The organism is Adlercreutzia sp. St.1H8 (genome assembly GCF_059728655.1).
The window spans coordinates 14,508-41,230 of sequence record NZ_AP039376.1 but is presented as its reverse complement, the minus strand read 5'-3'; the positions used below and the strand labels follow the sequence as shown (position 1 = coordinate 41,230).

The 26,723-nt window shown below is 65.6% G+C and carries 15 protein-coding genes; 3 read left to right on the top strand and 12 right to left on the bottom strand.

Translation table 11 applies throughout. From position 1 onward, the window contains the following. Nucleotides 1-190 precede the first annotated feature (190 nt). The 5 genes from gad to AC6I0Y_RS00125 form a co-directional block, all read right to left on the bottom strand. Nucleotides 191-1,633 (bottom strand): glutamate decarboxylase, encoded by a 1,443-nt coding sequence (gene gad / locus AC6I0Y_RS00145; protein ID WP_160708180.1) that lies wholly within the window; start codon nt 1,631-1,633, stop codon nt 191-193. Nucleotides 1,634-1,791: 158 nt separating this feature from the next. Next, nucleotides 1,792-3,339, bottom strand: a complete 1,548-nt coding sequence (locus AC6I0Y_RS00140) for an amino acid permease (protein ID WP_497732034.1) — start codon at nt 3,337-3,339, stop codon at nt 1,792-1,794. A gap of 264 nt (nt 3,340-3,603) precedes the next feature. Continuing rightward, on the bottom strand, nt 3,604-4,884 hold the full coding sequence (locus tag AC6I0Y_RS00135) for a hypothetical protein (protein WP_497732031.1): 1,281 nt from the start codon (nt 4,882-4,884) through the stop codon (nt 3,604-3,606). A 557-nt stretch (nt 4,885-5,441) separates the two neighbouring features. Next, on the bottom strand, nt 5,442-6,785 hold the full coding sequence (locus AC6I0Y_RS00130) for a sensor domain-containing diguanylate cyclase (protein WP_497732029.1): 1,344 nt from the start codon (nt 6,783-6,785) through the stop codon (nt 5,442-5,444). 336 nt (nt 6,786-7,121) lie between these two features. Next, on the bottom strand, nt 7,122-8,645 hold the full coding sequence (locus AC6I0Y_RS00125; RefSeq protein WP_160708188.1) for an alanine/glycine:cation symporter family protein: 1,524 nt from the start codon (nt 8,643-8,645) through the stop codon (nt 7,122-7,124). Nucleotides 8,646-8,848: 203 nt separating this feature from the next. On the opposite strand from AC6I0Y_RS00125, the gene AC6I0Y_RS00120 reads away from it, so the two are divergent. Further along, entirely contained in the window at nt 8,849-10,486 is a 1,638-nt protein-coding gene (locus tag AC6I0Y_RS00120) for an ATP-binding protein (protein ID WP_497732026.1), read from the top strand. Nucleotides 10,487-11,727: 1,241 nt separating this feature from the next. Here the strand turns inward: AC6I0Y_RS00120 and AC6I0Y_RS00115 are convergent. The 5 genes from AC6I0Y_RS00115 to AC6I0Y_RS00095 all read right to left on the bottom strand — a co-directional run bounded on the left by AC6I0Y_RS00115 (nt 11,728) and on the right by AC6I0Y_RS00095 (nt 18,024). Then, the gene (locus AC6I0Y_RS00115; protein ID WP_497732023.1) at nt 11,728-12,903 is read right to left on the bottom strand and encodes a thiamine pyrophosphate-dependent enzyme; all 1,176 of its coding nucleotides are present in this window, start codon (nt 12,901-12,903) and stop codon (nt 11,728-11,730) included. Nucleotide 12,904: 1 nt separating this feature from the next. Beyond that, nucleotides 12,905-14,146: a pyruvate ferredoxin oxidoreductase gene (gene porA, locus AC6I0Y_RS00110; RefSeq protein WP_497732020.1), complete on the bottom strand. Its 1,242-nt coding sequence runs from the start codon at nt 14,144-14,146 to the stop codon at nt 12,905-12,907. After that, nucleotides 14,143-15,426: a 2-oxoacid:acceptor oxidoreductase family protein gene (locus AC6I0Y_RS00105; RefSeq protein ID WP_497732018.1), complete on the bottom strand. Its 1,284-nt coding sequence runs from the start codon at nt 15,424-15,426 to the stop codon at nt 14,143-14,145. Before AC6I0Y_RS00105 ends, porA begins: the two co-directional genes overlap by 4 nt. 505 nt (nt 15,427-15,931) lie before the next feature. After that, complete coding sequence (locus tag AC6I0Y_RS00100; RefSeq protein ID WP_370520265.1) at nt 15,932-16,585, bottom strand: LysR family transcriptional regulator substrate-binding protein; 654 nt, start codon at nt 16,583-16,585, stop codon at nt 15,932-15,934. A 98-nt stretch (nt 16,586-16,683) separates the two neighbouring features. Beyond that, on the bottom strand, nt 16,684-18,024 hold the full coding sequence (locus tag AC6I0Y_RS00095; protein WP_497732015.1) for a phenylacetate--CoA ligase family protein: 1,341 nt from the start codon (nt 18,022-18,024) through the stop codon (nt 16,684-16,686). Nucleotides 18,025-18,394: 370 nt separating this feature from the next. Between AC6I0Y_RS00095 and AC6I0Y_RS00090 the strand changes: the two genes are divergently transcribed. Both AC6I0Y_RS00090 and AC6I0Y_RS00085 read left to right on the top strand, forming a co-directional pair. Then, nucleotides 18,395-19,324, top strand: a complete 930-nt coding sequence (locus AC6I0Y_RS00090) for a LysR family transcriptional regulator (RefSeq protein ID WP_160708200.1) — start codon at nt 18,395-18,397, stop codon at nt 19,322-19,324. 683 nt (nt 19,325-20,007) lie between these two features. Continuing rightward, on the top strand, nt 20,008-22,278 hold the full coding sequence (locus AC6I0Y_RS00085) for a response regulator (protein ID WP_497732012.1): 2,271 nt from the start codon (nt 20,008-20,010) through the stop codon (nt 22,276-22,278). Nucleotides 22,279-22,364: 86 nt separating this feature from the next. On the opposite strand, the gene AC6I0Y_RS00080 is transcribed toward AC6I0Y_RS00085, so the two are convergent. Both AC6I0Y_RS00080 and AC6I0Y_RS00075 read right to left on the bottom strand, forming a co-directional pair. After that, nucleotides 22,365-25,454, bottom strand: a complete 3,090-nt coding sequence (locus AC6I0Y_RS00080) for an aminopeptidase (protein WP_497732009.1) — start codon at nt 25,452-25,454, stop codon at nt 22,365-22,367. Between the two features lie 58 nt (nt 25,455-25,512). Beyond that, complete coding sequence (locus AC6I0Y_RS00075) at nt 25,513-26,676, bottom strand: hypothetical protein (protein ID WP_497732006.1); 1,164 nt, start codon at nt 26,674-26,676, stop codon at nt 25,513-25,515. Between the last annotated feature and the right edge of the window lie 47 nt (nt 26,677-26,723).

Sequence of the window (26,723 nt, the reverse complement as noted above, 5' to 3'; positions counted from 1 at the left end):
CCCCACCGCCCCCGCCCCGCCTCCGACCGCCGCCAGCACCCGCCCCACTTCCCCGCCGCCCCCTCTGCCCAACCGCCGCCCCACTTCCCCGCCGCACCCAAAAAAGAAGCGCCCCGCAGCCAGAGGCTGCGGGGCGCGCTCTCGTGCGCTGGAAGGGGCGCCTGCGCGCGGCCTTCCGGTTCAGCAGCCCTTAGCGGCCGCTGTGATCGAATGCCTTGTTCGAGATGTTGCTGTCCTGGGCGCCGATGACGGTGGCGTTGTCCAGGTTCTTGATCTCGGCGGCCATGTCCTTCAGGAACTTGTCGGCCATGGTCATCGACAGGTCGGCGCGGGTCACGATGCGCTGGCAGGTGACGTCCTCCATGTTCGCCGGCAGCGGGTAGGCCGGGATCTGCCAGCCGTGCATACGCAGACGGTCATCCAGGTCGTACAGCGTCCAGCTCTTGCCGGCCGCAGGATCAAGGCTCCAGCAGAGGATCGGGATCTCGGTGGCCTCTTCGTACATGATGAAGATGCCCATCTTCTTGATGCCCTCCACCAGGTGATGCGCCACGTCCATCGTGCGCTGCTGGATCTCCTTGGTGCCCTCGAAGCCGTTGCGCATGAAGACGTAGTACTGGCCCACGATCTGCGACGCGGAGCGGCTGAAGTTGATGGCCATGGTGGCTTCCTGGCCGCCGAGGTAGCTCACCCAGAAGATCAGATCCTCGGGCAGGGCCTCCTTGGAACGCCACTCGATCCAGCCGATGCCGGGGTACACCAGGCCGTACTTATGGCCGGACGTGGAGATGGACCAGACGTTGGGCAGACGGAAGTCCCACTCGAGGTCGGGCTCGATGAACGGGGCCACCATGCCGCCGGAAGCAGCGTCCACATGGATGCGGACAGGCATGTTGGTGGTCTTGTTGTACTCGGTCAGGGCAGCGTCGATGCCCTTCACGTCGTCGTAGCAGCCGGTGTAGGTGATGCCCAGGATGCAGACCACGGCGATGGTGTGGTCGTCGACGTACTTCATGCACTGGTCAGGCGTCATGTACAGGTGATCGGCGTCCATGGGGACCTCGCGCATCTCGATGTCCCAGTAGCGGCAGAACTTCTCCCAGCAGATCTGGTAGCCGCTCGTGATGACGAGGTTCGGGCGGTGCGACGAGTAGATGTCGATGCCCGCGGCCTTCGCAAGCGCCTTCCAGCGGAACAGCGCGGCCAGGCCGCCCAGCATGCAGGCCTCAGACGAGCCCACCGTGGAGGTGCCCATGGGCTGCTCGTTCTGGTCGGCATGCCACAGATCCTGGATGATACGCACGCAGCGGTTCTCCAGGTCGGCCGTCATCGGGTACTCGTCCTTGTCGATGGCGTTCTTCTCGAGCGTGTCCTTCATCAGCTCAGTCGCCTCGGGCTCCATGTAGGTCTGCACGAAGGTGCAGAGGTTCTGGTGCGCGTTGCCCTCAGTGCCCAGATACTCGCGGATGACCTCGCTCGCGATGCGCGGCTCGATGGGGTCATGGTTCAGCTTGGTGGAGGGCATCTCCACGTCGGACGCGTAGGAGCCGAAAATCGGGCTGGTGGTGCCGGTCTGGGCGTCCATCTCGGCAAGCTCCTCGGTCGAGACGAGCTTAACGTCTTTCTTAGTCATGAAAGGGTCTCCTTACCTTGGTTGCGGCGTCGCGGATCGAGGCGGCACTGCGTTGACGGGGAACAGTTATGGCCAGCGACGTGCGCAAGCTCGTCGCAGAGGCTCCTTGAGGCGCCCGGGCCGGACACTGCCGGCGGCCCGGGCGCAGGACGCGGGGGCTAGCCCGCGGGATGCGGCGCGTGGGTTCCGCCGCGATGCGTGGTCTTAGGCGTCGACGTGCCCGCCGGCTTCTTGGTGCCATCCCAATGGTGGCGCAGCCCGTAGATGACGAACGGGATGGCGACGGAGACAGCCCAGCACACGATGAGCGTTATCACGTAGACGATGTTGGCCTGCGCGGAAAGCTCGCTCGACGGGAAGAACGAGATGATGAGGGCGAACAGGGTCACCGCAAGGCCGACGCCCGCCATGAGGCACTTGCCCACCGTGCTCTTGCCGAACACGTTGAACACACGGGGCAGATCCTTCTTCTTGAGGGCCAGGTTGAAGTAGCCGAGGAAGAAGAGCACGTAGCCCACCAGGTAGATAACGACGGTCAGGCCCACAGCGGTGAGGTAGGCCACCGAGGAGCTGGAGCCGCCGGAGAGTGCCATCGAGCCGCAGAGCACCGCATCCCAGATGGTAACGATGATGCCCTGGATGACGACGGTCTTCACGCTCACGCCGTGCTTGTTGGTCTTGGCGAACGTCTTGGGCAGGATGCCCTCGTCAGCCGTGGCGAGCAGGGCGCGCGACGGGCCGACGATCCAGGACGAGATCTCGGCGAGCACGCCGGCTGCCAAGAGGAACGCGATGACGTACACGAGCCAGCCTGCGTGGAAGTGCGCGTCGAAGATGGCCGCGAACGCCGCGATGACGCCGTCGCTCATGTTGCCCTCGAGCTGCTCGAGCGGGATGGTCAGAGCCACGGCCATGCCGCCCAGGGTGTCGAGCACGATGGTGAGCACGCACAGCACGATCATCACGAGCGGATAGATCTTGCCGGGGTTCTTGAGCTCGTTGACATGCGAGGCCGAGGCCTCCACGCCGGCGAAGGCCAGGATAAACGACGCGAAGATGACGAGCGTACCGGTCTTGGTGAAGTCGGGCACGTAGCTGGCCGTGGCCAGATCGATCTGGGAGATGCCGCCCGTAGCCAGGTAGGCCACCAAGCCGACGAGCAAAACGACCGCGGGAATCAGCACGCCGCCGAAGAAGCCGATCTTGGCGATGCGCGCCGTGAGCTTCGTGCCGCCGAGCTGGGTGAGGGTCAGGCCCCACACGATGATGGCAACGCCGATGAACATGACGAGCGGATTGTCATACAAGGCGTCCCAGCCCACGATGAACGAGATGGCGGCCAAGACGAAGAACGCCATGGTCACGAACCCGACGGTGATCTGGAACCACTGGTAGAACAACGCCGCGAATCCCCAGCGCTTGCCCAGGGTGTTGCCCACCCAGGCGAAGATGCCGCCAGACTCCCACCCCTTCACGGTGGCCATCTCGGCCGCACACAGCGCGACCGGGAGGAACCAGAATACGCCTCCGAGAATGAGGAAGAAGATGAGGTGCATGCCGGAGGACGCAAAATTCGGGTAGGCGTACACCGTCATCACCATGGACGCGGTGATGGCGAAGAAGCCGAAGAACCCGAGCGTCTTGAGCGGCGACGCGGAGCCGGCTGACGACGCGCTCGCCACAGGCGCTTTCTGAGATGCGCTCATACTCGCTCTCCTTTCATTGCCTGGTGCGAGGAGGCATGCCCGCGGCACACGTCCCAACACAATCGATACGACGCCTAAAAGGTACCGCCTCCAGCGAATTGCGCCCGCTCGGGGTGGCATGCGTTACCTTTATCAGGGTCATACGTTGCAAAGGCGTAATTGATGAGCCAGCAGATCAGGGGAAACGGAGCGGCAAACGCACAAAGGGCCCTTCCAGGAGGAAGGGCCCTCAGAGCACAGGGGACAGTTCTGTGTGTTAGGTGACTAGCGGCGCGTCACGTGGAGACGGCGCGAGGCGACCAGGAGCGCGCCGGCAGAAGCAGCGACCACAACGGCGACGGAGACAAGGGCCGCCGGCAGCGCGTCGCCGGTCTGGGGAAGCTCGGACGCAGTCTTGGGGTCGCGGTCGCGGTCAGCGGCGGCCTCAGCGCCGCCGGCGCTGCCGGAGGCGTCGGCGTTGGCGTCCGGGGTCGGCTGCGCCGGGGCCGGGTCCTGCTGCTCGGGAGCCGGAGCCGGGGTCGGCTGGAGCTGGCCGGACTCAGCGCCATCGGCGCCGTCGGAGCCGTCCGTGCCGGAGCCGTCCGAATCGCCCTCGGGCTTCGCCTGGTCAGAGCCGGCAGGAGGCGTGGCCTCGGCGTCGCCGCCTGCTGACGGCTTGTCGGCATCACCGGACGCAGGGGGCACGGCGTCCTCCGCCGGTGGAACGACCTCGGGCGCATCCGGATCAGTCGATCCATCCGCGGGAGGATTCGTGTAGTCGGGCACGATCGTGTTGCCGGGCAGTGTCGTCAACGCGGGCGTGTAGAAGACGTTGATCACGTTGTCCTCGGGGTTGTCCTTCAGGCGGATGGACTCCGGATAGGTATCCAGGTAGATCATCTCCTCGAGCGGAGCAGCCACCTGACTTCCCTCGATCTTCTGATCGAAGCGCTGGTTGTCAATGGTGAACGACCCCATCTTCTCGATGGCGATGTCGTCGGAACCCACCATGGCGTCTGGCTGGCCCTTCACCTTGTAGTAGTTCACCGTGCAGGCATTGTCCATGGTCTTGAAGTAGACCAGCTCCACGTAGTTCTGGGACTCGTCGGAGGACACGACCGGCTTGACGGGGTAGGCGTCGAAGAAGACATGACCCTCGATATCCTCGACGTAGTCGCGGGTGTCAAGCACCTGGCCTGCCTTGAGACCGGTGACCACGCGCTTCTTCAGCAGGCGGATGCCGCTCGGGTGGCTGTAGTCCGGGTCCTCGTAGCCCATGGGCTCGCAGTAGTAGAACGTCATGGTGTGGTCGGCCGCATCATCCCCGTCGACGGGCGGCTCCGGGCGCGTCTCGCCGTCGACGAAGCGCGGCTGCGTCACGGTGCTGACGGCATCGGATGCGGGGGCGTCAGACGCGACGGGGCCAGCCTCGGCGGGCATGGCGGCGGCACTCGCGTAGGAGCCCAGGGGGGCCAGTGCCAAGGCGAGGGCCATGGCGGCGATAGCGAGCTTGCCCCTCACTCCGGGCAGCGGGCCGGCAGCGCGCGCGTTGGTCTTCTTGTTCAAGGGGATGCCTCCATCCATTGGTTTCTCTCGTTGGGAGCGCCGAACAGCCGTAGTGGCCCGTTGACGCTTTTCGTAAAGTCTAGCTAACTACTAGGTTTTGTGGGCACAGTTGTACCAAAATCGGTACATCAATTCAAGAGAAAGCCGGCGTCGACTCAGGCGGCTCCCCATTTCCTCACAAAGCGTCCATAGAAGTTAGCCAGGGCATCGGGGCACATTACCGGGCGCCTGGGGGAGCTAGCTGAGGTAGGTTCGCCTACATAAAAAGAGCAGGATGTTTCACGTGAAACATCCTGCTCGACTGATCGGGCTCGCGTGATGCGCGACCAAGCGGGGGCCGCGCGCGAACCATCACCATGCGGGCAACGGTGGCGCCGGGCGACAGCGACGACGGCGTCCGCGTGGGCCGCCGGGCCGCCGGGCGTCGGGCCGCCCACACAGGCGCGAGTGGCGGGCCGCCGGGCGTCGGGCGCAGGCCACGCGGACGCCGCGGGACGCCGGGCCGATCACGCGGGCGCGGGCCGCCCACACAGGCGCGAGCGGCGGGCTGCCGGGCGCTACTCCAGCACGCGGAGCTTCGCCTGGGCCTTGCCAGCGCGCTTGGCCTCGTAGAGCGTCTCGTCGGCGGCCTGGTAGATCTCCTCGAAGGTGCGCCCCGTGCTGACGCACGTCACGGCGCCGATGGAGAGCGTGGGCATCACAAAGCCGCAGGGCTCATCGTCCGCGCTGCCGGTCGAGGGCCCCTGCGCAATACGCGCGAGGATGTTCTCGATGGCAGGCCCCGGCCCCAGGCCCTTCGCGAAGATGGTGAACTCATCGCCGCCGAAGCGCGCCACCACGTCCTCCTTGCGCATGACCTTCCCCAAAAACGATCCGATCTCGCGCAGCACGCGGTCTCCCTCGGGATGCCCGAAGCGATCGTTGATATGCTTGAAGTCGTCCACGTCGATGATGAGGAAGCTGCACGGCCCCTCATCGTCGGCCAGGAACTCCTCGATGCGCGTCGTAGCCGCCTCGCGGTTGTAGAGCTGGGTGAGGCTGTCGTGCTCGGCCTTGCGCCGGAACTGGTTCTCGCGCAGGACCATCTCGTGGGTGTCGAGCAGACGTCCCACATGACGCACGGGGTTGCCCTCTTCGTCGAACTGAACGAACGACTGGTAGCGGAACCAGATGGGCTGCTCGTCAGAATCGAGGATGGAGGTCTCGCATTCCACGAAGCTTCCCTGGGCGACGCGCTGCATCATGGGCTCGATGTCGAAGCAGGAGATGTCGAGGCAGCACTCGCCCTGGCAGCGGCGGCGCAACACGATGTCGGACATCTGGGGCTTGCGGCCGAAGCGGCCCTCGAAGTCGCCGAACACCTCGGTGGCGCCCGACGGGCAGTCCACGTCGAACACGACGTCGTTGCTGAGCGCGGTGAGGATCTCCAGGCGCTCGTTCCCACGCTCCATCTGGCGCTGGTAGCCTACCTTCTCGGTGATGTCGACGAGGGTCACGTAGAACCAAGCCGTACCATCGGAATCACGCACGAAGCGCCCGCGATCGTCCACCCACACGGTCTTGCCGTCGGCGCGGTTCAGACGGTAGGTCACCTGGTCAACGTCGCCCACGGCTATCTGCGCGTCTATCTCCCGTTCGACGCGCTCGCGGTCGTCGGGATGCACTAAGCCGATGAAGAGGCATCCGGTCAACTTGGCAAACTTGTCGTAGGTGTCGCAGCCGAACATCGTCAGCAGGTCCTTGCTGACGTAGTCGATCTGACCGGCGCGCTCGCCCTCGGCGCGGTAGCGGAACAGGCCTCCGGGGATGCGCTCGAGAAACTCGCGGGAGACCTCGGCGTTGACGACCTCCTCGCTCATCGCGCCGTCTGCGCCTCTTGAGAGTCGATGGAACACGGTCATGGGCTGCTTCCTTCCCGTCGTGTCGGTCTCTTCGCTCCCGGGCCCCCACGCCGACGCCGGCTTGCCAACCGGCTGGCTGCTCCTCTCAGGAACCGAACGACTTATTCTAGCGCCAGGAGAAACCAGGCACCTCCCTACGGGAACGAACGACGGCCACAGTGCCACGAAAAGCGGCGAGGAGCCAGGCGGCGGCGCGCCAGGGCGGCCAAGGGGGCAAGGCGGCGCAAAAAAATCCCCCGGCCTCGAAGCCGGGGGATTCCACATGGCGGGGAGGCGCCGGCGCACAGGAGCCGTCCACGGCCCGACCGCCGCGCCAGGCCCCTGCACGCCCGTGCGCTATTTGAGCGCGGGCGCGTCGGCGTCGAGCGCCTCATCCAGGTACTCCTTGATGGGCGCGCCGCCGAAGTCCTCCAGCTCGTCCTCATGCCAGCACTCGGTAGCGGGCAAACCGGCAATGCTCGACGCCATGAACACCGGGTCCTTGCCGGCGCGACGCTGCGCCGTGTAGTCGTCGAGCGCCTTGAGCGCCCACTTCCCCAGCAGCAGGATGGCCACCAGGTTGATGATGGCCATGAAGCCCATGAAGATGTCGGCAAGGTTCCACGCCAGGTCAAAGCTGTTCAGGCATCCGTACATGATGGCCGCCAGGCACAGCACGCGAAACACCAGCAGCACGTACTTGTTGTTGGCGATGAAGCGGACGTTGCTCTCGGCGTAGAAGTAGTTTCCGATGAGGCTCGAGAACGCAAACGCGAAGATGGCGAAGGTGATGAAGTGGATGCCCGCCTCGCCCACGGAGTTGTTCACGGCCATCTGCACGAGCGGCATGCCGTTGAGCGCCTGGGCGGCATCGGGGTTCTGCACGTAGAAGATGAGCACCATCATGGCCGAGCAGGTGCAGATGACGAGCGTGTCGATGTACACGGAGAGGCTCTGCACGAGGCCCTGCTTCACCGGGTGCGACACGCTGGCAGTGGCCGCGGCGTTCGGAGCCGAGCCCATGCCGGCCTCATTGGAGAATAGGCCGCGCTTGATGCCGAGCATGACCACCGACCCCGCGAATCCTCCGAAGATGGACTGGAAGTCGAAGGCCGAGGCGAAGATGAGCCCGAACACAGCCGGGATCTCGCCAAGGTTGGAAACCGTCGTCCACACGGCCAGGGCGATGTAGGCGATGGCCATCACGGGCACCACGATGGACGTGATGATGGAGATGCGCTTGGCGCCGCCGAAGATGACGAACGCCGTGAACACGATGGTCACGAGACCCACGGCGATAGCGGTGCCGTTGGTGGCGTAGTCGGGAATATAGTATTCGAGCGCCGAGGTCATGTTGTAGGCCTGCAGCCCGTTGAAGCCGAAGGCGAAGCACAGGATGAGCGCCACGGCGAACACGACGCCGAGCCAGCGCTTGCCAAGGCCTTGCTGGATGTAGTAGGCCGGGCCGCCGCGGAACTCGCCGTCGGCGCCGCGCACCTTCCAGATCTGCGCCAGCGTGGACTCGATGAAGGCCGAGGCCGCGCCGACGATGGACATGATCCACATCCAGAACACCGCGCCCGGACCGCCTGTGGCGATGGCCGTGGCGATGCCGGCGATGTTGCCCGTGCCCACGCGCGAGGCGGTAGACACCATGAGCGCCTGGAACGACGAGATGGAGCGCTCGCCCGGCACGTGCTTCTTCTCCGTCAGCTGGGTGAACATGTCCTTGAGGTAGCGGATCTGCACGCACTTGGTGCGCACGGTGAACCAGATACCAACGACGACCAGCAGAAACACCAGGATATAGGTGTACATGAAGCCGTCGATCTCACCCGTGACGGAGACGAGCAGGTCGTTGAGCGACGAGGCGTCTTCCATGGTCCCTCCTTCTTCTTTTCAGATGCTGGGACTGCGCGGCCAGACTTCCCAAGGCCCGAGCGCAGCGCGCCCATTCTAGCAGACTGCCCCACACCATCGCGAACCCTGAGCGAGGGGCTGCGAGGCGGATGCGAGGAGGGCAGGACGGCTTCCCCAGCCCTTCTTTGCTAGAATTCAGCCAGGGAAGAGCGGAAGGCGGAGCGGTGGACCAGGAAGTAATCGAGCAAGCAGACCTGCGCCATGGCGCGTGGCTGGAGACCGCGTGCGCGTTCGCCAACGGCCGCGGGGGCTCGCTGCTCGTGGAGGTGCCCGAGACGCGACGAGGCAAGACCCCGCTTGAGACGCTTGAGTGGCTGCCCGTGCGGCTCTACGAGGAGCTGGGAATCACCTGCGAGGTAAGCCTCGTGATGGTCGGCGGGCGCATGGGCGTCGAGGCGGCGGTGCTGCCGAGTGCGCAGCCCGTCAGCTACGAGGGACGCTTCTTCCAGCGCCGTGACGGGCAGACCTCCCTGCTCGTCGGCACCGACCTCGTGCGCTTTCTACGGAGCCGCGGCGAAGAGGAGGAGCCGACCTGGGAGCGGCGCCCTGTCTCGGCCGCGCGCCTGGAAGACCTCGATCCTGCGACGCTTCGCGCCCTCCTCGTGGCTGCCGAAGGCCGCGCCCGCACAGGCGCGGCCGACGAGAGACCGGCCGAGGGCGACGAGGGGGAAGGCACGCAAGGCGAGAGCGCGGCCGAGGGCGGGCGCGGAGGGATCGCGGGGCTTCTGCGCAGGGGCGATGGCGCCCGACGCGCTGTCGACCAGAATCCCTGGGACGAGGAGGAGACGCCGGGAGCAGGCGGATGGTCGGCGGACGACCTGCTGAGCGAGGAGCTCAGCGGCGACGGCCGGCATGCGGCGGCCGTGCTGCGGCGGCTGGCCGCGCTGAACCTGGCTGACGAGGCCACGGGGTTCGCGAACAACGCCTGCGTGGCACTCGCCCACCGCGCGCCAGACGAGCTGATAGCCGGCGCCTTCACGGTCATCGGCTTCTTCGAGGACGAAGACGCCGCCGCGCCCTGCGCGGGCGGCGGCGCGCCGTCGCGGCGAGTCGAGGTGCGCGGACCGCTCGTGAGCCAGGCGAACGAGGCCGTCCGCGTCATCCTCTCCGCAGCCGGCGTCGCAGACACGCGGCACGGACGGGAAGCAGAGGCCCGGCGAGCGACCTCTCCTGTCCGCAGCGTCTTTCGCACGGAGCGCTCCCTGGACGCGCCGCCACCGGAGCCGGCCGCCAAGGACGGCGAGCTGCCCGCTGCGACGCTGCGCGAGGCGCTTTTGAACGCGCTTGCCCACAAGGACTACGCCGCTGGCGCTCCCGTCCAGGTAAGCGTCTATCCCGATCGGGTGACTATTGCCAACGTCGGCCGCCCGCCGGCGACGTGGACGGCGGATGACCTCGCCTCGCCGCATTCCGCGCGACCGGCCAACCCCATTATGGCGGCCGCCTTGACGGCCTTGGGCGCCACCGGGTCGTGGGGTCGGGGGACGCACCTCATGGCGGACGCCTGCGCGCGGGCCGGCCTTTCCGCACCCGTCTTCGCCTTAGGGGCCGATGAGACTTCCGTCACCCTACCCCTCGTTCCGCCGCCGGTCGATCCGCTTGAGGATCTCCGCCTCTCCTCCGTCGACCGCCGCCTGCTCGAGCTTTTGCGCGACCTCGACCGTCCCAACGCGGCCGACTTGGCCGCCGCCCTCGGCGTGAGCGACAGCACCGTTCGCCGCTCCCTCAAGCGTCTGACGCAGCTTCGCCTCATCGCCCGCCACGGCTCCACCAAGACCGGCTTCTGGCGCGTCCTCCCCTAGCGCCCGCACGGCGCGGGCGACTGCGCGGGCGCGGACACACGCGCGACGCGGGCTACTGCGCGACGAGGGCGACTACACGCCGCGAGCACCCGCGCGACGCGAGTGCCCCGCGCGACGCGCGAATGTTTCACGTGAAACATTCCGTCTTTTTCACCCCTCGGGTGCCCACTCACCGCGAACAACCGCGCCCTACGGGCGCCCGCACGCCGCAAGCGCCCGCACGCCGCGAGAAACCACACAACGTGCAACGCGAAACGTGAGCAGGCGCGCAGCGTGCAGCGCGCAACGCGGGCAGGAGCGCAACCCGAGCAGGCGCGCAGCGTGCGAGTGTTTCACGTGAAACACTCCGCCTCTTCCACCCCGCGGGTGCCCACTCACCTCAAGTAGCCGCATCCCGCGGGTGCCCGAGCGACATGGGAATGTTTCACGTGAAACATTCCGCCCCTTCCGGCGCCGTGGCCGATAGCGCCCATCTCGACGCGCTCACCCCCGGCAAAAGAAAAAGCGGCGTCTTGAACGACGGCACCGCGGGGGCAAGTGCCGTCGTTCAAGACGCCGCTTCGAGAGATCCAAGGAGGGAGGCGGCTTTGCCCGGACGCCTCCCCTCTTCTTCGCTCCGGGGTTCTCCTGGAGGCCTGCCAGGAGATCCCGTGCGGGTATCTCCAGCCATCAAGACCGCGCTGCCCGCCTGATCGCTTGCCTGCGAACTGCGCGACGCACGTTTTTGCCAGTGACTCGATGACCGATAGGTTTTCAAAATCGAGCGACCCCTGCACGAGAAGACGCCAGGTCGTTGTCGACAGCCCTATCTTAGCCAAGAAAAATCACCGTTCTCAATAACGTCGCCGGATGAAATTCCCACTATTCTTTGTTCATTACATTTTTTAACTACTTAGTACAGGTTAATTGATTTTTCTGTATTGAGAATTGAGCTTTTCCGGCCTTTTTACGTCTTTTTTCGCGCTCGTTCTACTTCACGAACGATTCAGCGCACTTTTCCCTCAAAATCAGCGAATGAAAAAACACCGCGCTGAACTGCGAAAATATCCATTTTGAATGAAATGAATGATTATCTGACAGAATAAAGAATGAATAGTAGTTGCAGAGTATTTGTCAACTATTTTACCGTTAAACCATGATTAGCAACCGTTCACCTCGCCCAGACAGAAGAAGAGGACGAGGGCGACCCCTCGAGGCAGTCGCCCTCGTCCTCCCGTTCCTCACTTATCGCGAGGGAAGCCCTACGCCCAGTCGCGGCGGATGGCCTCCCATTTCTGGTCACGGCCAGCTACCACAGCGGCCACCTCGTCATCCGTGAGCGCACGGAAACGCCCTTGGCGGCGCAGGTAGTCCTCAACGCTGGAGAAGCCGTGCGGATGCCGCGTAAGCGCGAACGCCCCGCCGGGCCGCCCGCTGACCGCCGGCCCCTCGTATTCCGCCAGGTACCACAGCCCGCAGTCAACCACTTCCTTTGCCAGCTCCACCGTCTCATCCACACCGCAGCCCCAACCCGTCGGGCACGGGGCGATGACGTGGATGTACTTGGTGCCGCGAAGGGACGCCGCCTTCTGCACCTTAGCCATGAAGTCGGGCAAGTACCCGATGGATGCCGTAGCCGCGTAGGGGATGCCATGGGCGGCAACCACCTCGAAGAGGCTCTTCTTCTGCGTCAGGCAACCGTGCGCGTTGCGCCCTGCCGGCGTGGTGGTGGTCTTGGCGCCAAACGGGGTGAGCGAGCTCTTCTGGATGCCCGTGTTCATGTACGCCTCGTTGTCGTAGCAGATGTAGAGGATGTCGTCGTTGCGGTCGATGGCGCCTGAGAGCGCTTGGAGCCCGATGTCGGCCGTGCCGCCGTCGCCGGCGAAGCCCACCACCGTGCAGTCCTCGGGCTTCTTACCCTGCGCGCGCAGACCGGCTTCTATTCCCGTGAGCACGGCAGCCGTCGCCGCGAAGGGCGTGATCATGGCATTGTTGGCGAAGCACAGCTGCGGAAAGTTGAAGCCGACGGCACTCATGCAGCCGGCCGGCAGCGCGCAGACGGCATGGGGGGCCAGCACCTTGAGCGCCGCGCGGACGGCTAGGCTGCCACCGCAGCCAGCACAGGCCTTATGGCCGAAGAAGAGCTCGTCGTCGGGAAGCGTGCGCGCGCTCGGACGCGAGGTCCCGGACGCCTGACGGGGAGAAACACGCCCAGCGCGCCTCACGCTATCATCGGGGTCTCCCTCTAGCCGGACAGCGGAAGCGCTCCCGACGGCACCCGAGCCCGCGCCCGGGTCTGCCGCGCCATCCCCGCCAGCAGCCGACGCACCCGAGGCGGCCAGGCGGCCTGACACCCCAGGCGCACCGGCGGGCGGCTCCTCGGGAGCCTCCACCCCCGCGCCGAACAGCACCTCCGACCAGCGTTCCACCTGAGCCATCCTACTCACCGCCTTCCGCAGGGCCGTCCGCGCCACACGCGCCGACGCCGTCTTCGTCTATCCCGAGAAACCGCACGCGATCCACGGCGCTGGCGGCGCGTGGGCTCTCCGCAGCCAGCTCAGCAAGCGCCATGAGGTCGAAGAACGCGTCCTCTACCTGCTGCTCCGTTATGTCATCGCCGCCCAGGCCGCCGATGAAGTTCATCGTGGGAACACCCGTCCCCGCCTGCTGCAAAGCGGAGTTCACATTGGTGAACACCGTGCCTTCCGCCCCGAAGGAGACGTCCTTTTCCAGCACACCCGCAGCGCGGACGCTACTCAGAGCCCGCGCCAGATCGCCAGCGGGGAACGGCCGCACGTAGCGGATGCGCACGAGCCCGACCCGCAGGCCGACGGCACGCAGCTGGTCGACCACCTGCCGCACCAGACCCGACACCGAGCCGAGCGTCACCATCGCCACATCGGCATCGTCCATGCGATAGGCATCGATAAGCCCTGGGTAGCGCCGACCCATCACCTGGGCAAAGCGCTCCTCCACCTCAGCGATCACCGCCGCGGCGCCGGCCAGGGCGCGGTGCTCCCAGTACTTGAAGTAGCGGTTGAACTCGGGGCCAGCCGAGTACCCCATGTTCACGGGATGCTCGAAGTCGAAGCGATTCGTCGTCTGGTAGGGCGGCAGGAACGCATCGGCCTGCGCCGGCTCGGGAATGTCCACGTTCTCGTAGGTGTGCGTGAGCGCGAAGCCGTCGAGGTTCACCATGAACGGCGTGCTGACGCGCGGATCCTCGGCCACCGCGTAGGCCATGAGCGCCAGATCAAGCGCCTCCTGGTTGCTCTCGGCGTAGGACTGGATCCAGCCGTGGTCGAGCAGCGCCAGCGAATCGCGCTGATCGCCGTAGATGTTCCACGGCAGCGCGGTTGAGCGGTTCGCGTTCATCATGACGATGGGAAAGCGCCCGCCTGCGGCGTAGGTCAGCACCTCGGCCATATAGAGAAGCCCCTGGCTCGACGTGGCCGTGAAGGTCCGCGCGCCGGTGGCCGACGCGCCCATGGCGCAGGAAAGCGCCGAGTGCTCGGATTCCACGTGCACGTACTCAGCGGCGAGCTGGCCGGACTCGACCATCTCGGAGAGGCGCTCGACCACCACGGTCTGCGGCGTGATGGGATAGGCCGCTATGACCTGCGGCCGCGCGAGGCGCACGCCCTCGGCCAATGCCTCGTCGCCGGAAAGAAAGCGCTTCATCGGGCACCACCCTCGCTCTCGTAATCGGAAAGGAACGCGTCGGCGAGCGAGTCGCCGGAGGCGGCATCGTCCGAGACGCCCGAACGCGTGGCGTGGGACGCTGAGGCGTCCGAAGCGGAGACGCCGACAGATGCGACCGCGTCATCTTCCGCGATCTGGCGCTCTGCGGCGAGGGCGTCCTCCTCCGAGATCATGGCGATGGCATCGAAGCGACACGCCTTCGCGCAGATGCCACAGCCCTTGCAGAAGTCATAGTCGATGGCGACGGCCGCGAGGGACGCATCCCCCGCAGACAACTGGTCCTTGGTCGCGTAGGTGCGCACGATGGTGCCATCGGGACAGTACAGGTAGCACTGGAGGCAGCCCGTGCACAGATCCGCGGCCAGCACGGGGCGCACGTTGCGCCAGCCGGCATTGCGGGTGACCAGGTGACCCGCCTGATAGCAGGTAGACTGAGCGAAGTCGCGCGGCTCCAAGCTGGGAAGCGGGGCAGTCAGGTGGTCGCGAAGGCGCGGAATGACAATCGCGGGGGAGCGCAGGACCGACGCAGGCAACGGTTCTGGCATACGGCGCTCGCCAGGCGCGGCGCCTTCGGCCGAGCGCGGCTGCATGGCAGAGAACCCTGTTTCACGTGAAACATCGGCCGGCGCGCCTTCCGCAGCCTCATCCCGGGCCTGCCGCGAAACAGCGCGAGCCGCCAGCGCCTGGGCCATCGCATGCCGCGCCTCGGCGACGATGGCCAGGTTCTTCTCATGCAGCTTGGGCGGCATGTACTGGCGCACGGCCTCGCCCACCGCGTCGAAGGGAACCTGGTCGCAGAGCAGCGAGAGCGCGCCGAGGAACACCGTGTTGGGAATAGCACGACCCAGCAGCTCAGACGAGATGCCGTTGGCATCAAGGGTCAGCAGCCGATCGCCTCCGGAAGATCCATCAACAGCGGCAGCTAGCGGCGCGCCGATGGCACTCAGAAGGGACTCCGGCGTCTTCACGCTGTTCACGAGCGCAATGCCGCCAGGCTTTAGCTCGGATTCCCAGCCGGGGGCGAGCAGCGTGTCGTCAAGGTATATCACGTAGTCGGCACGTGTGATGGCGCTACGGTCGCCGATGGGGCGGTCGCTCACCTTGGTGAACGCGCGCATCGGAGCACCGCGCCGCTCCGGCCCAAACGACGGAAACGCCAGCGCAGAGGTGCCTTCGGCCATCGACGCCGCCGCACCGAGCAGCCGTGCCGCCGTAAACGCGCCCTGGCCGCCGCGACCATGCCACAGAACTTCGATCATAGGCTGTCCCTTCTCTTTTCCCATCCAGTATAGGGAAACAGCCGATGTTTCACGTGAAACACACCCCTCCCCCCCCCCGAGAATCAATCCACCAAAAGTTAGCCACGGCTGAATGTTTCACGTGAAACATTCAAGTGCCCCCGCCCTAGCTCGCCGGAGGACAGCAGCTGCCGCGCACGCCCTGTCTGCCGGGAGGGGGGCGCCACCTCCCCTTGCTACCAGGAGACGGCGCCCCCCCCCGTGCGCCCTGGCCGCGGCAACCTCCTCCGGCGCCCACAGGTTCCGAACGCGAGTCTCATCCAGCACACGCGGCGCCATCAGCCGCCATCGCCTATCGCCGCGGCGTAAACTTCACCGCTCCGCCGTCCCGCCCCCCCCCGCAAAAGGAAGGGCCTGTGTTTCCCGTGAAACACAGGCCCTGCGAAAGGTTCTCTCATCTCGGCGCCGGGCGTCCGCAAGCGCGAGGGATGCGGAAAGCGCGACGGTCGCCGAAGATGTGGCGATGCTAGAAGCGCGCGTACTTCTCCAGGTTCTTCTCCAGCTTCTCGACGAAGCGCTGCTCCAGGTCGGAGAGCTCGGCGTCCTTGCGGGTGACGTAGCCCAGGCGCAGCTGCACGTCGGTGTCGAGCGGCACGGTCTTGAGCGACGCGCCGTCAGAGATGCCCACCAGAATACCGCTCGTCACCGTATAGCCGTTGAGCGCGACAATCAGCTCGGAGAGCGACGCGCGGTCGGTGCAGGCGATGGTCTTAGCGCGCGGGACTGTGGCCAGGGCCTCCTCGAAGAAGAAGGCCGGCGCGTCGTCGCCCTGGTCGAAGTAGAGGTAGGGATAATCCGCCATGGCCTCCAACGTCAGCTTGTCGGCGTTCACCATAGGATGGCTCGCCGGCAGCGCCACGCGCGGAGTGCTGCGGATAAGCTCGTGGAACTCAAGACCCGCGGCATCGAGCGCCGCGCCAAGGCCCTCAGCCGTCTCAGAAGTCTGGAAGATGACGCCCAGGTCGCTCTTTCCCGAGGTCACATCATCGATAACACCCTGGGTCGTGCGGTCGTACAGCGCGTAGTGGAATTCATCGCCACCAGCGGCGAGCACCACCTGGGCGAAGGTCTGCACATCAAAGAGGTAGTGCTGGCCGGAGATGGAGAACGTCTTGCTCACGGGAGCCCCTTTCATGGGATCGGGTCGTTGCGGGCGAAAGCCGGCCGAGGGAGCGCTCGCTCAGGCGATGCGGGCCGCTCGCCTTCGGCCGGACGCGACTACTTGGAGGAGGTGCGCTCGTCGACGAAGCGCGATGCCTTGTGCTCCGACGAAGTTCCGAGCCTGCCGGCATCATACACGATGACCTTGGCCGGGCGCACGCCGGTGTGCGTCTTGAGCGCGTTCTCAACGCGGCGCGCCACCTCGTCATAGGGCTCCTCAGAACCCTGGGCGCGCTCGACGGACACCTCGTACTTGGTGGTGAAGTCCTGGTCGTAGACGCGAATGGAGTACTCGCCGGTGAGTCCCTTCTCCGCGCGGACGACGTACTCGATGTCGGTGGGGAACACGTTAACGGCGCCGACGATGAACATCTCGTCCTTGCGGCCGGTGACGTGAATGCGCGCCAGCGTGCGACCGCACTCGCACTTCTCGGTGGAGACGTAGCCGATGTCACCCGTGCGGAAGCGGATCATCGGGCGTGCCTTCTTCATGAGCGTCGTGTACACGAGCTCGCCCTGCTGGCCGGGCTCGAGCACCTCGCCGGTGTTGGGATCGACCGTTTCCACGAGGATCTGGTCCTCCACGATGTGCAGGCCGTCCTTCGCCTCGCACATGGCCGCGCAGGCGCCGTAGATGTCAGACAGTCCGAAGAAGTCGACCACCTTCGCGCCCCACAGGTTCTCGATGGCCTCGCGCGTGGACTTGATGGAGCCGCCCGGCTCGCCAGCCACGATGATGGTGTGGATGGAGAAGTCGGTACGCGGGTCGAATCCCTTCTCCTTCGCTTTCTCGCCCAGCTGCCACGCGTAAGACGGGCTCGTCCAGATAACGGTGGGCTGGTACTGCTTGAGCACGAACAGCAGGCGATCGGAGGGGACAGCGCCCACCCAGATGGCCAGCGCACCCAGGCGCTGCGCGCCGATGACATCAGGGCCTCCCACGTAGAGCGCGAAGTTGAGGCCGTGGACGTAGCGGTCGTTCGGACGCATGCCAGCCTGCCAGAACAGACGCGCCTCGGTATCCTGCCACAGGTCGAAGTCCTCCTGGGTGAACGGACTCACCGTGGGGACGCCGGTCGATCCGGATGAGGTGGCCATGAAGACGACCTCCTCCTCAGGTACGGAGCACATCTCGCCGAAGAAGCTGCCGACGTGCTGGGTATCGCGCTCGGTCTTCTTGTCGATGAAGGGAAACTTCTCTATGTCGGCGAGGGTCTGGATGTCCTCCGGACGCACGCCGGCCTCATCGAAGCTGCGCTTGTAGTAGACGGTGTTCTCATAGGCATAGGAGACCATGTCCTTGAGGCGCTCGAGCTGCATCGCCTCCAGCTCCGGGCGCGGCATGCACTCGATCTCCGGATCGTAGTACTTCTGATCGTAGGGGATGTCCTTGGCCATGGTGGCTCCTTCACGTTGATGCTTCGAAAACAGTAAGCTGTATGAAACCACTGATCGCATAAGCGTACAAGCGATTCGATGATTCAATGTTCTGATCGAACGATATAGATAAAACAGATAACCTAGTTTAGGATTATCTCGAATAGAAAAAGGATACTGTTTCACGTGAAACATTTGTCCGCCACGCCGGGCAGACGGCGCCGACAGAGGGCGCGGCGGGATGCGGGCGGCTGGCGCTGGGCGCGGGCGCGGGCAGCTGGCGGGACGAGGCGACTGGTGTAGCAGTACGCAGACGTAGCGGGACGCTGGCGGGGCGGCAAACACTGGCCGCCGCTCGCGTGGTATAGCGTGAATACGGAAGGACGAACCTATGACTCTTCAGCAACTTCGCTACCTGATCGCCATTGCGGAGCAGGGATCAATCAATGCGGCGGCAACGCAGCTGTACGCATCGCAATCGAATCTGTCGACGGCTGTCAAGGAGCTGGAGCGCGAGCTGGGCATCACCATCTTCACGCGCAGCAATCGCGGCGTCACGCTCACCAATGACGGCACCGAGCTGCTCGGCTATGCGCGCCAGGTGGTCGAGCAGGCCGACATGCTTGAAGCCCGCTATGCTGGCGGCGACGCTCAGCTGGCACGGCTGGCCATCTCCACGCAGCACTACTACTTCAGCGTCCAGGCCTTCATGCAAGTGGCCGACGAGTTCCAAGGCGACGAGTACGACTTCATCCTCCGCGAGTGCGCCACCGGGCAGATCATCGACGACGTGCGTTCCTTCCGCAGCGAAGCCGGCATCCTCTATGTCGACGACTTCAATCGGCGCGTGCTGGAGCGAGCCTTCGCCGAGGCGAGCGTGTCGTTCTACCCGCTCTTCCGTGCGGGCGTCCACGTGTTCGTGAGCGAGCGTCACCCCCTGGCCGACCGCGACGTGTTGACGCCCGACGACCTGGCGCCTTACCCCCGTTACTCCTTCGAGCAGGGCACGGCCAACTCGTTCTATTACGCCGAGGAGCCGTTCAGCTACCTGCCTCACAAGAAGATCATCCGCATATCCGACCGCGGAACGCTCACTAACCTGCTCACGCACCACAACGGATTCACGCTTTCCACCGGCGTGCTCTCCGAGGAGATGCTCTCGGGAATCGCCTCCATTCCCCTCGACACCGACGCATCGATGGAGGTGGGCTACCTCATGCATGACGAGCGCAAGCCGAGCGACCTTCTCGTCCGCTACCTTGCCGCCTTGCGAGAGATCATCGCGAAGAATCCCACCGTCACTGAATGTCTCGCCAACTGACCCCTGCCGCCCGCTCTCTACGCAGGCTCCCGACGGCTCGCGAAACTAGCTCCGCGAGCCGTCGGGCACAAGCCACCTCCCCTCGCAGTCATCCTGGGTGCCGCCTTCTCCCGAAAACCGCTTACGAATGTTTCACGTGAAACACTCGCGCCCGCAACACGCCCCCCTCACTCGCAGCCGTCCACTCTCCACAGCCCCGCCGACTCAGAGCCAACCTTTCGCGTACTCCACCCCCGACCCCGCCCCCCCTCACCTGAGCCCTCTCTCTGGCGCAAGTCGCCAGCCACAACCCTGCTGCCGCCGCCCACCAGCCGCCATTCGGCATCCTCCACCTACCCTCTGCCAAGCGCCCGCCGTCGTCCTCTCCCCGTCAGCCGCCAGCCACAGCCCCACCGACTCGCCACCAACTGCCGAACGCAAGCCACAGCTCCGCCAGCCCACCAGCTGCCATCCTCCCCCACAACCTCGCCGCCCCACCACCCACTCGCGCACCAACCACCAACTCCCCCCCACCCCTCACCCACCCCATGCAGTGAGCACGCATGCGCGCAAAGTTCCCTATGGTTAACTTTCTTGTATCCAAACCGTTACCCGCGGATGCGGTATTTCCCGAGACGCATCGCAGCACGGCCTCGCGAAACGGTATCCTGTTCCAACACGCAGTATTGGGGGAAGTGGTTACCATGTCACATTCTGACGACCTGAATCGCCGGTCGAGCGCGCGCTCCGACCTGCTCTCTCGCCTCACGGCCATCGTGCTCGCGCTCTTCTTGCTGGCCTTCTTCGGCGTCACGCTCAACAACACCGTCGCCATCAACGGGCAGGTTCAGGCGGTGCGCGAGGGAGCGTACCCCGTATCGGTAGCCGCCGGGCGCGTCGAGACGCTGCTCGTGCAGCTGCGCACCATCTCCGAGCGACCCGCCTACGTGCGCACGCCGGAAGCGTCCCAGAGCCTGCGCGCCTCGTTCCAGGGAATCGACGCGGGCCTCTCCACCCAGCTCTCGTTCATCGCCGAGAACCACAGCAGCGATCCTGAGGCCGCCGCATCGCTGGCCTCAGGTTATGACCAGCTGGCGTCCAACGTGCGCTACTACATAGGCATGGTCACCAACCCCGCCATCTCCGACACCGCCGTTCGCGAATACGCCGAAAGCAGCATCTACCCCCTCATCGACGACCTGCTTTCCATAGACATCGAGATCCTCGATGAATCCACCGAGGTGGCCGACACCATGTACACCACGGTCACCACCGCCGGCCACCAGACGCTCATCGTGTCCTGCGTGCTCATGGCCGCCGTCGTGTTCTCCCTCAGCGTGTACCTCACCATCCTGCGCCGTAAATCCGACCGCGAGAACCAGTTGCGCGCAAGCCTTGAGGAGGCGCTCATCCTGGCCCAAAGCGCTAACGCCGCCAAATCCACGTTCCTCTCCAACATGTCGCACGACATCCGCACGCCCATGAACGCGATCGTAGGCCTTACCGCCATCGCGCACTCCCACCTCGATGACCCCATCCGCGTGAAGGAGTGCCTCTCGCGCATCACCACGTCGTCAAAGCACCTGCTTGGGCTCATCAACGACGTGCTCGATATGGGAAAGATCGAAAGCGGGAAGATGTCGCTCAACGAGGAGCCATTCTCCTTCCCCGACCTCATCGGCGAGTTTGTCACCATCGTGCAGCCGCAGGCCCGCGCGAAGAAGCTGCGCTTCGACGTGGTCATCGGCAATATCGAGCGCGAGATGGTCATCGGCGATACCATGCGCATCAACCAGGTGCTCATGAACCTGGCGGGCAATGCGGTGAAGTACACCGAGGAAGGCGACGTCGTGCGCATCTCCGTTTCTGAGGAGCCCTCGCTGCAACCCGGCTTCAACAACTACCGCTTTGTTGTCCATGACACCGGCATCGGCATGGACGCGGAGTTCCTCGAGCGCATCTTCGACCCCTTCGAGCGCGAGGGCAACGACAAGACGCCCTTCATCGAGGGCACGGGGCTCGGCATGTCCATCACGAAGAACATCGTCGATCTCATGGGGGGAACCATCACGGTGGAAAGCCAGCCTGGCGTAGGCTCCACCTTCACCGTGGTCATCCCGCTCCGTCCCTACGACGAGGCCGCCGAGGAGCTGGACGTCAGCTGCCTTGAGGGAATCCGCGTGCTGGTGGTGGATGACGACCGTGACGTGCTGGAAAACACGAAGAACGTGCTCGACGGATTCGGCATGCGCGGCGACTGCTCCGCGACAGGCAACGAGGCCGTGTCCCTCACCGCCCAGGCCTTTGAGAACGGGGATGGCTACGAGGCCATCATCGTCGACTGGATCATGCCGGGAATGGACGGCCTGGAAACCATCCGCCAGATACGCGACAAGGTCGGAGACGCCACGCCTATCGTGCTGGTGAGCGCCTATGACTGGACTGAGATAGAGGAAGAGGCGTCCCAAGCCGGCGTCTCGGCCTTCGTCTCGAAGCCCTTGTTCCGCTCGCGGCTCTACCATGTGCTGCGCGCCGTGTGCGTAGACGGGGGTGTGGAAGAGGCCGCACATGGCAGCCTGTCCAAGCATCCTCTCTCAGGTCGCGTGCTGCTCGTGGAGGACAACGAGCTCAACCGCGAGATAACCACCGAGCTCATCGAGCAGCTGGGCGCGGAAGTCGAGTGCGCCTGCGACGGCGAGGAGGCCGTGAGCATGACACGCGACGCGGAGGAGGGGCGCTACCAGCTGATCTTCATGGACTGGCAGATGCCGCGCCTTGACGGCATTGAGGCGACTCGCGCCATCATCGCCTACGAGCAGCAGATGGGCCGCGCCCATGTTCCCATCGTCGCCATGACGGCCAACGCCTTCAACGAGGATCGCCGGCGCGCGCTGGAAGCAGGCATGGACGGCTTCATGGCAAAGCCCATCAACCTGGCCGAGCTTGAGCGCAACCTGCGCACGTACTTGGAGTAGCCGAGCCGCCGGAAACCGCTCGAAAAGGAAAAGGACGCCCTCCGTCGTCAGCCGGAGGGCGTCCTTCGTCATAGGGTCACGGTTCGCTAGATGCTCTTGAGCAGCTCCATGATGAAGTCCGCGTTGTCGTGCATGATCTCGCCGGAGACGTTTTCCACCACATCATCGCTCTGGCCGTAGTGAGCCGGCTTGCCATTCTCCATGCCAGCCAGGTGCATGGTCTGACAGCCTCGACGCATGGCGCAGGCAGCCGCGCTGTCCGTCCAGAGCATGGTGCCCGTGCCCACCGACAAGCCCACCGCCGACGAAGCCTTCTTCACCAGGCGGCGCATACGCGATGAGGCCTGGCGCGGCAGATAGGTTCCCTCGCGTTCGATGAGGGTGAGCTCACCGGCGCCGAGGGCGTCGAGGTCGATGAAAATGGCGCCGCGCAGTTCCTGCGCATGCTCGTCGAGGAAGGCGTTCATGCCACCATTGCCGGCAAGCTCGGCGCCAAGGGCGACGAACCAGACCTCCGTGTTGATCTCAGGGTTGCGGAAGCGGTAGATGCCATCGAGGTCGTCAGCGTCGGGCTCAAGGTCGGCCGGTTGCTCAGGCCGCACGTCTTCGGACAGCGTGGAGACACGACCGAGCTGCTCGCGGGAGAAGCTGCCGCCGTTCCAGCGGGAAGGAGCGCCGTGGGCGCCGCGAGGAGCGGAATCGTCCTCCTCGTAGAGGGCTTCGTAAACCTCGCCCTCCTCATCGTCCTCGTAATCGTCATAGTAGGCATCGGCGTCATCGTAGTCGTCATCCTCGCGGAAGCTCTCCCAACCGCCGCGCGCCGCGCCGGCAGCCTGCGCCTCAAACTCATCATCGACGTCGAGCCATTCCTGAGGCGTCGTCTCCTCCTGCCGCTTCTTGCGGCCGAAGCCGAACTTTCCGAAGAGGCGCGACGCGCGCGACTTGGGCATGTCCACGTAGCCGGGGCCAGAGAACGCGCCCGTCTCGGTGATGACCTCATCGTAGTCAGAGTCATCGGCATCTTCGACATACCTGTCGTCAGGATCGACGTTCTCCAGCAGCTCGTCGCCCACTGGGGCGAAGGCTCCGGTGGAACCCGCCACGGAAAACGCCCCTGCGACGCTGACGCTCGTCTCGGAAGGCTCCTCGGGCGCCTCCTCTGCCACCAGCGTCCCGGAAAGCGAGGGCAGGGCGTCAGCCTGGACAGGACGAGCGCCTGCCGCCGCAGCGCCGCCGATGGAGGGCAGCACGGCACGCAGGTCGCGCACGCGGCCCGTCGCCGCCGGGCGCTCCTCTGCCAGGGGCGCCGGCTGCTTGCTCAGCTCGTCGAGGGGAGCGAGCCCATCCGCAGCCTCTCCGATGGAGGGCAGCGTTATGGCGCGCTGCTTACGACGCGTGGGCTTCTTGCCTGAGGCAGCTACGGCGGGAACCTTGTCAGCCAAGGCAGCTGCAGGAGTCTGGATGGAGGGGATGGCAGCGGCAAGCGACTCGGCCATGGCCGCGCGATTGGGCGCCGAGTCAGAAGCGGGCTGAGCGCCGGTCAGCGGACGCGGCTCGCGCAGCGTCACGCCCTCCTGAGCGCGAAGATCCTCCACCGCGTCACCGAAGATGGCAGCCGGCGTCTCCTTAGGGGCGGCGCCCAGCACGTCAGCGACCGCGGGGATATCAAGCGGCACGGGCCGAAAGGCCACCGTTGAGCCACCCGCGGCGGCATCGGCAACTTCGGATTCCCCGGCGACGCTGGGCTCGGTGGGCTCTGAGGGGGCGGAGTCGGAAGCACCCTCGGGAGCCGATGCCTCGTCGGCGCGGCGGAAGCCGGGAGCCTTCACCTCCATGATGCTCTCACGCATCTGCTGAAGGCGCTGCTCCGTCTCGGAGATAGCCGTCTCGGCTGGCGCACTGAAGCGGTTGGGACGCTGCTCGAGCTGGGCGGCGTCTAGGGCCTCGGCGTAGCGCGAGCGCTGCACGGCCACCTCGCGATCCTCAGCCTTCTTCGCCTTCTGCTGCGCGGAGCGGAACCAATCCGGAACCGACGACTCCTTCTCCTCTGGCTCGATCTCGATGGCGTCGGCCTCGGAGGCCTCCTCTGAAGCGAGTCCTTCGGCCGAAGCGCTCGACGGAGCGACCTCGTGCGGCTCGCCCGCGACAGAAACGGCGGACTCCCCCTCGACGGCAAGGCCAGCAAGCGGATCAGCGGGCGTCGGCGCGGGCGCGGGCTCCTCTTCCGGCAGCTCGATGTTGATCGTCTCACTCACCGGCATGCCCGTGAGCGCGGCAACGGCGGCCTTGGCAGAGAGCAGGCGGTCTGCGGCGGACTCCTCCTGCTGGGGCATGGCCGCCTCGTAGACGAGCTCGCCGCCGGCAGGCGCCAGACCTGCGGCGCGGGCAGCCTCCTCGCCGTGAACGGTGGCCTCCTGCATCCGCTCGAGCTCAGCCGCCGACACCCGGCCACGACCCACGCGAGACGCCACGTCCAAGAGCACAGCCACGCCGGCGGCGTTGCAGTTCGCGCCCTCGTTATAAGAAGAGGTGCGATGCAGGATGGCGAGCAGCAGCGGCCAGGCTGCACACAGAAGGGCGAGGACGGTCACCACGTTCAGGGCGATGGCCGCCGGGCCCTCCAAGGTCGCCATGACGCGAATGACCAGGACGATAATGCTCACGGCCATGCCGCCCAGAGACGCCCAAGCCAGAAGGGGCAGCGCGCGGAGCAGGGGCTGACTCGTTTCCGGCTGAACCTTGCCGCTGTCGTAATGGGACACCAGCACTATCTTGCGGCGGCGCGCGCCGCCTGCCTCCGGCGAGAAATCGGGCTCGTACTTGGCGATGACGTTCTGGCTGACGCCGCGATTGAAGAAGCGCGAGATCACGGGCTTGCCGAGCGATTCGGCAGCAAACAGGGCCGTGGCCAGCAGCGCCACGATAAGGGCGGGAATCACGGCCATCGAGACGAAGATAGCGAGCACACCGGCGAGTATCACGAGCGCGCTGCAGATGGCGCGGGGAAGATCGGCGTCGGGGTTGCAGTTGAAGTCCTCGATAGAAGCCGGCAGACCAGCATCGGTCTGAAGCTGCTCGGTGATGTACAGCGCCGCCTGCTGCTCTTCCTCAGTACCCGCCGGACGCGGGCCGATGCTCTGCGAGAGGTACGCGACGTGCTCGTGTATATCGGCCATGTAGGGAGCCTTTCGGTTTACATTCCTAATGCCAAGGCATAATTACCGTCAGTATAAGCTATTTGCCCAGGCTGCCCAAGTAATCCCGCAGAAATGCATCCGCATCGCCCGCCTGGAGCCGCTCGGAGGAGTAGGCAGCCGCCTTGCCCTTCGCCGCGGCGGCGTAGAGCGGGCCCACAATGCCCGTCGGATCTCCCTCCAGGGCCCGGGCGGCCTCCGCTGCCTGGGCGTCCAGCTCGTTGTAGCGCGTGTTCTGCTCCGTCATGGCCGTCTTGTCGCGCGCGAGATACGCCTTATCCGAGGCGATGGCCGCGTATTGGGCGTCTATGCGCAGATTGAGGTAGCTGACAAAGGCGGTGTAGTCGGCGTTCTGATAGACTTCGGCAGCCGATTCCAAGCCGTCTCGCGCCGCGGTAAATGCCGCGAGGGCCTGCTCGCTCAAGGCCATGGACTGGTTGACCGTGTCCTTCGTCATGGAGGAGAGCGCGGCAGCGGCATCACGCGCCAAGCCATCCCCCTCAAGCGTCTTCTCCCAGGCGGTCTGCGCCGCCTGCTGGGCGCGCCGCGCGGGGACGGCCTCGGCCATGAGCTCTCGTCCGGCTCCGATCATGTTCACGCGGGCGTTCGCGGCCACGAGCGCGCGGTTGGCGGCTTCCTTGTCGCGCGCGTCCACGAGCTTCGACTGCACTGCCTCCACGTCCCTGCGCGCCGCATCGAGATCGACGAGGGCCTGGTCTATCTGAGGCTGGAGTGCTTCCCAGTCCGTCGCGATAGCTTCTGCGTCCCCCTTGTCCACGCCATCGTTGATGCGGGCGGCGATGAGCTCATCCATGGGAATAATGGCCTCGTCGGCTCGCTGGATGTCGCCGAGGGCCGCCGAAAGGTCGCCCCGAAGGGCCTTCTGCGCTTGGATGAGCGAGTATCCCATGGTGCCCAGGAAGGCAGCAGCCGCCAGCACGGCCGCCGTTCCGGCCGCTACCACAGCGAGTCGGCGACGCTTGCGCAGCGTCTTGCGACGCGCGACCTCCTCAGCCGGCGCCTGCCACGAGGACTCGCGGGCGGTGCGAGATGCAGGAAGGCCCGTCGCCGTGGCGCGACCGAGGGCCGCCCGCGCCGAGGAGTGCACCGGTGCTGAGGTGAGCGCCGTGTCCCGATCTCCCTCGGTGGAGACGAACGTGCCGCCCGGCAGCATGAGTCCGCGCTCGCGCTCAGGGGTCGCCATCGTCTTGCGGTGGCGGCCTAACGTGAACAGCGGGATGGCCCCGAGTT

What these genes read in the sequence shown, in the direction of transcription:
- AC6I0Y_RS00075 (WP_497732006.1), bottom strand. Translation starts at nt 26,676, where the DNA reads ATGGCGACCCCTGAGCGCGAGCGCGGACTCATGCTGCCGGGCGGCACG.
- porA (WP_497732020.1), bottom strand. Translation starts at nt 14,146, where the DNA reads ATGAAGCGCTTTCTTTCCGGCGACGAGGCATTGGCCGAGGGCGTGCGC.
- AC6I0Y_RS00085 (WP_497732012.1), top strand. Translation starts at nt 20,008, where the DNA reads ATGTCACATTCTGACGACCTGAATCGCCGGTCGAGCGCGCGCTCCGAC.
- AC6I0Y_RS00105 (WP_497732018.1), bottom strand. Translation starts at nt 15,426, where the DNA reads ATGATCGAAGTTCTGTGGCATGGTCGCGGCGGCCAGGGCGCGTTTACG.
- AC6I0Y_RS00130 (WP_497732029.1), bottom strand. Translation starts at nt 6,785, where the DNA reads ATGACCGTGTTCCATCGACTCTCAAGAGGCGCAGACGGCGCGATGAGC.
- gad (WP_160708180.1), bottom strand. Translation starts at nt 1,633, where the DNA reads ATGACTAAGAAAGACGTTAAGCTCGTCTCGACCGAGGAGCTTGCCGAG.
- AC6I0Y_RS00095 (WP_497732015.1), bottom strand. Translation starts at nt 18,024, where the DNA reads ATGGCCAAGGACATCCCCTACGATCAGAAGTACTACGATCCGGAGATC.
- AC6I0Y_RS00125 (WP_160708188.1), bottom strand. Translation starts at nt 8,645, where the DNA reads ATGGAAGACGCCTCGTCGCTCAACGACCTGCTCGTCTCCGTCACGGGT.
- AC6I0Y_RS00090 (WP_160708200.1), top strand. Translation starts at nt 18,395, where the DNA reads ATGACTCTTCAGCAACTTCGCTACCTGATCGCCATTGCGGAGCAGGGA.
- AC6I0Y_RS00140 (WP_497732034.1), bottom strand. Translation starts at nt 3,339, where the DNA reads ATGAGCGCATCTCAGAAAGCGCCTGTGGCGAGCGCGTCGTCAGCCGGC.
- AC6I0Y_RS00115 (WP_497732023.1), bottom strand. Translation starts at nt 12,903, where the DNA reads ATGGCTCAGGTGGAACGCTGGTCGGAGGTGCTGTTCGGCGCGGGGGTG.
- AC6I0Y_RS00080 (WP_497732009.1), bottom strand. Translation starts at nt 25,454, where the DNA reads ATGGCCGATATACACGAGCACGTCGCGTACCTCTCGCAGAGCATCGGC.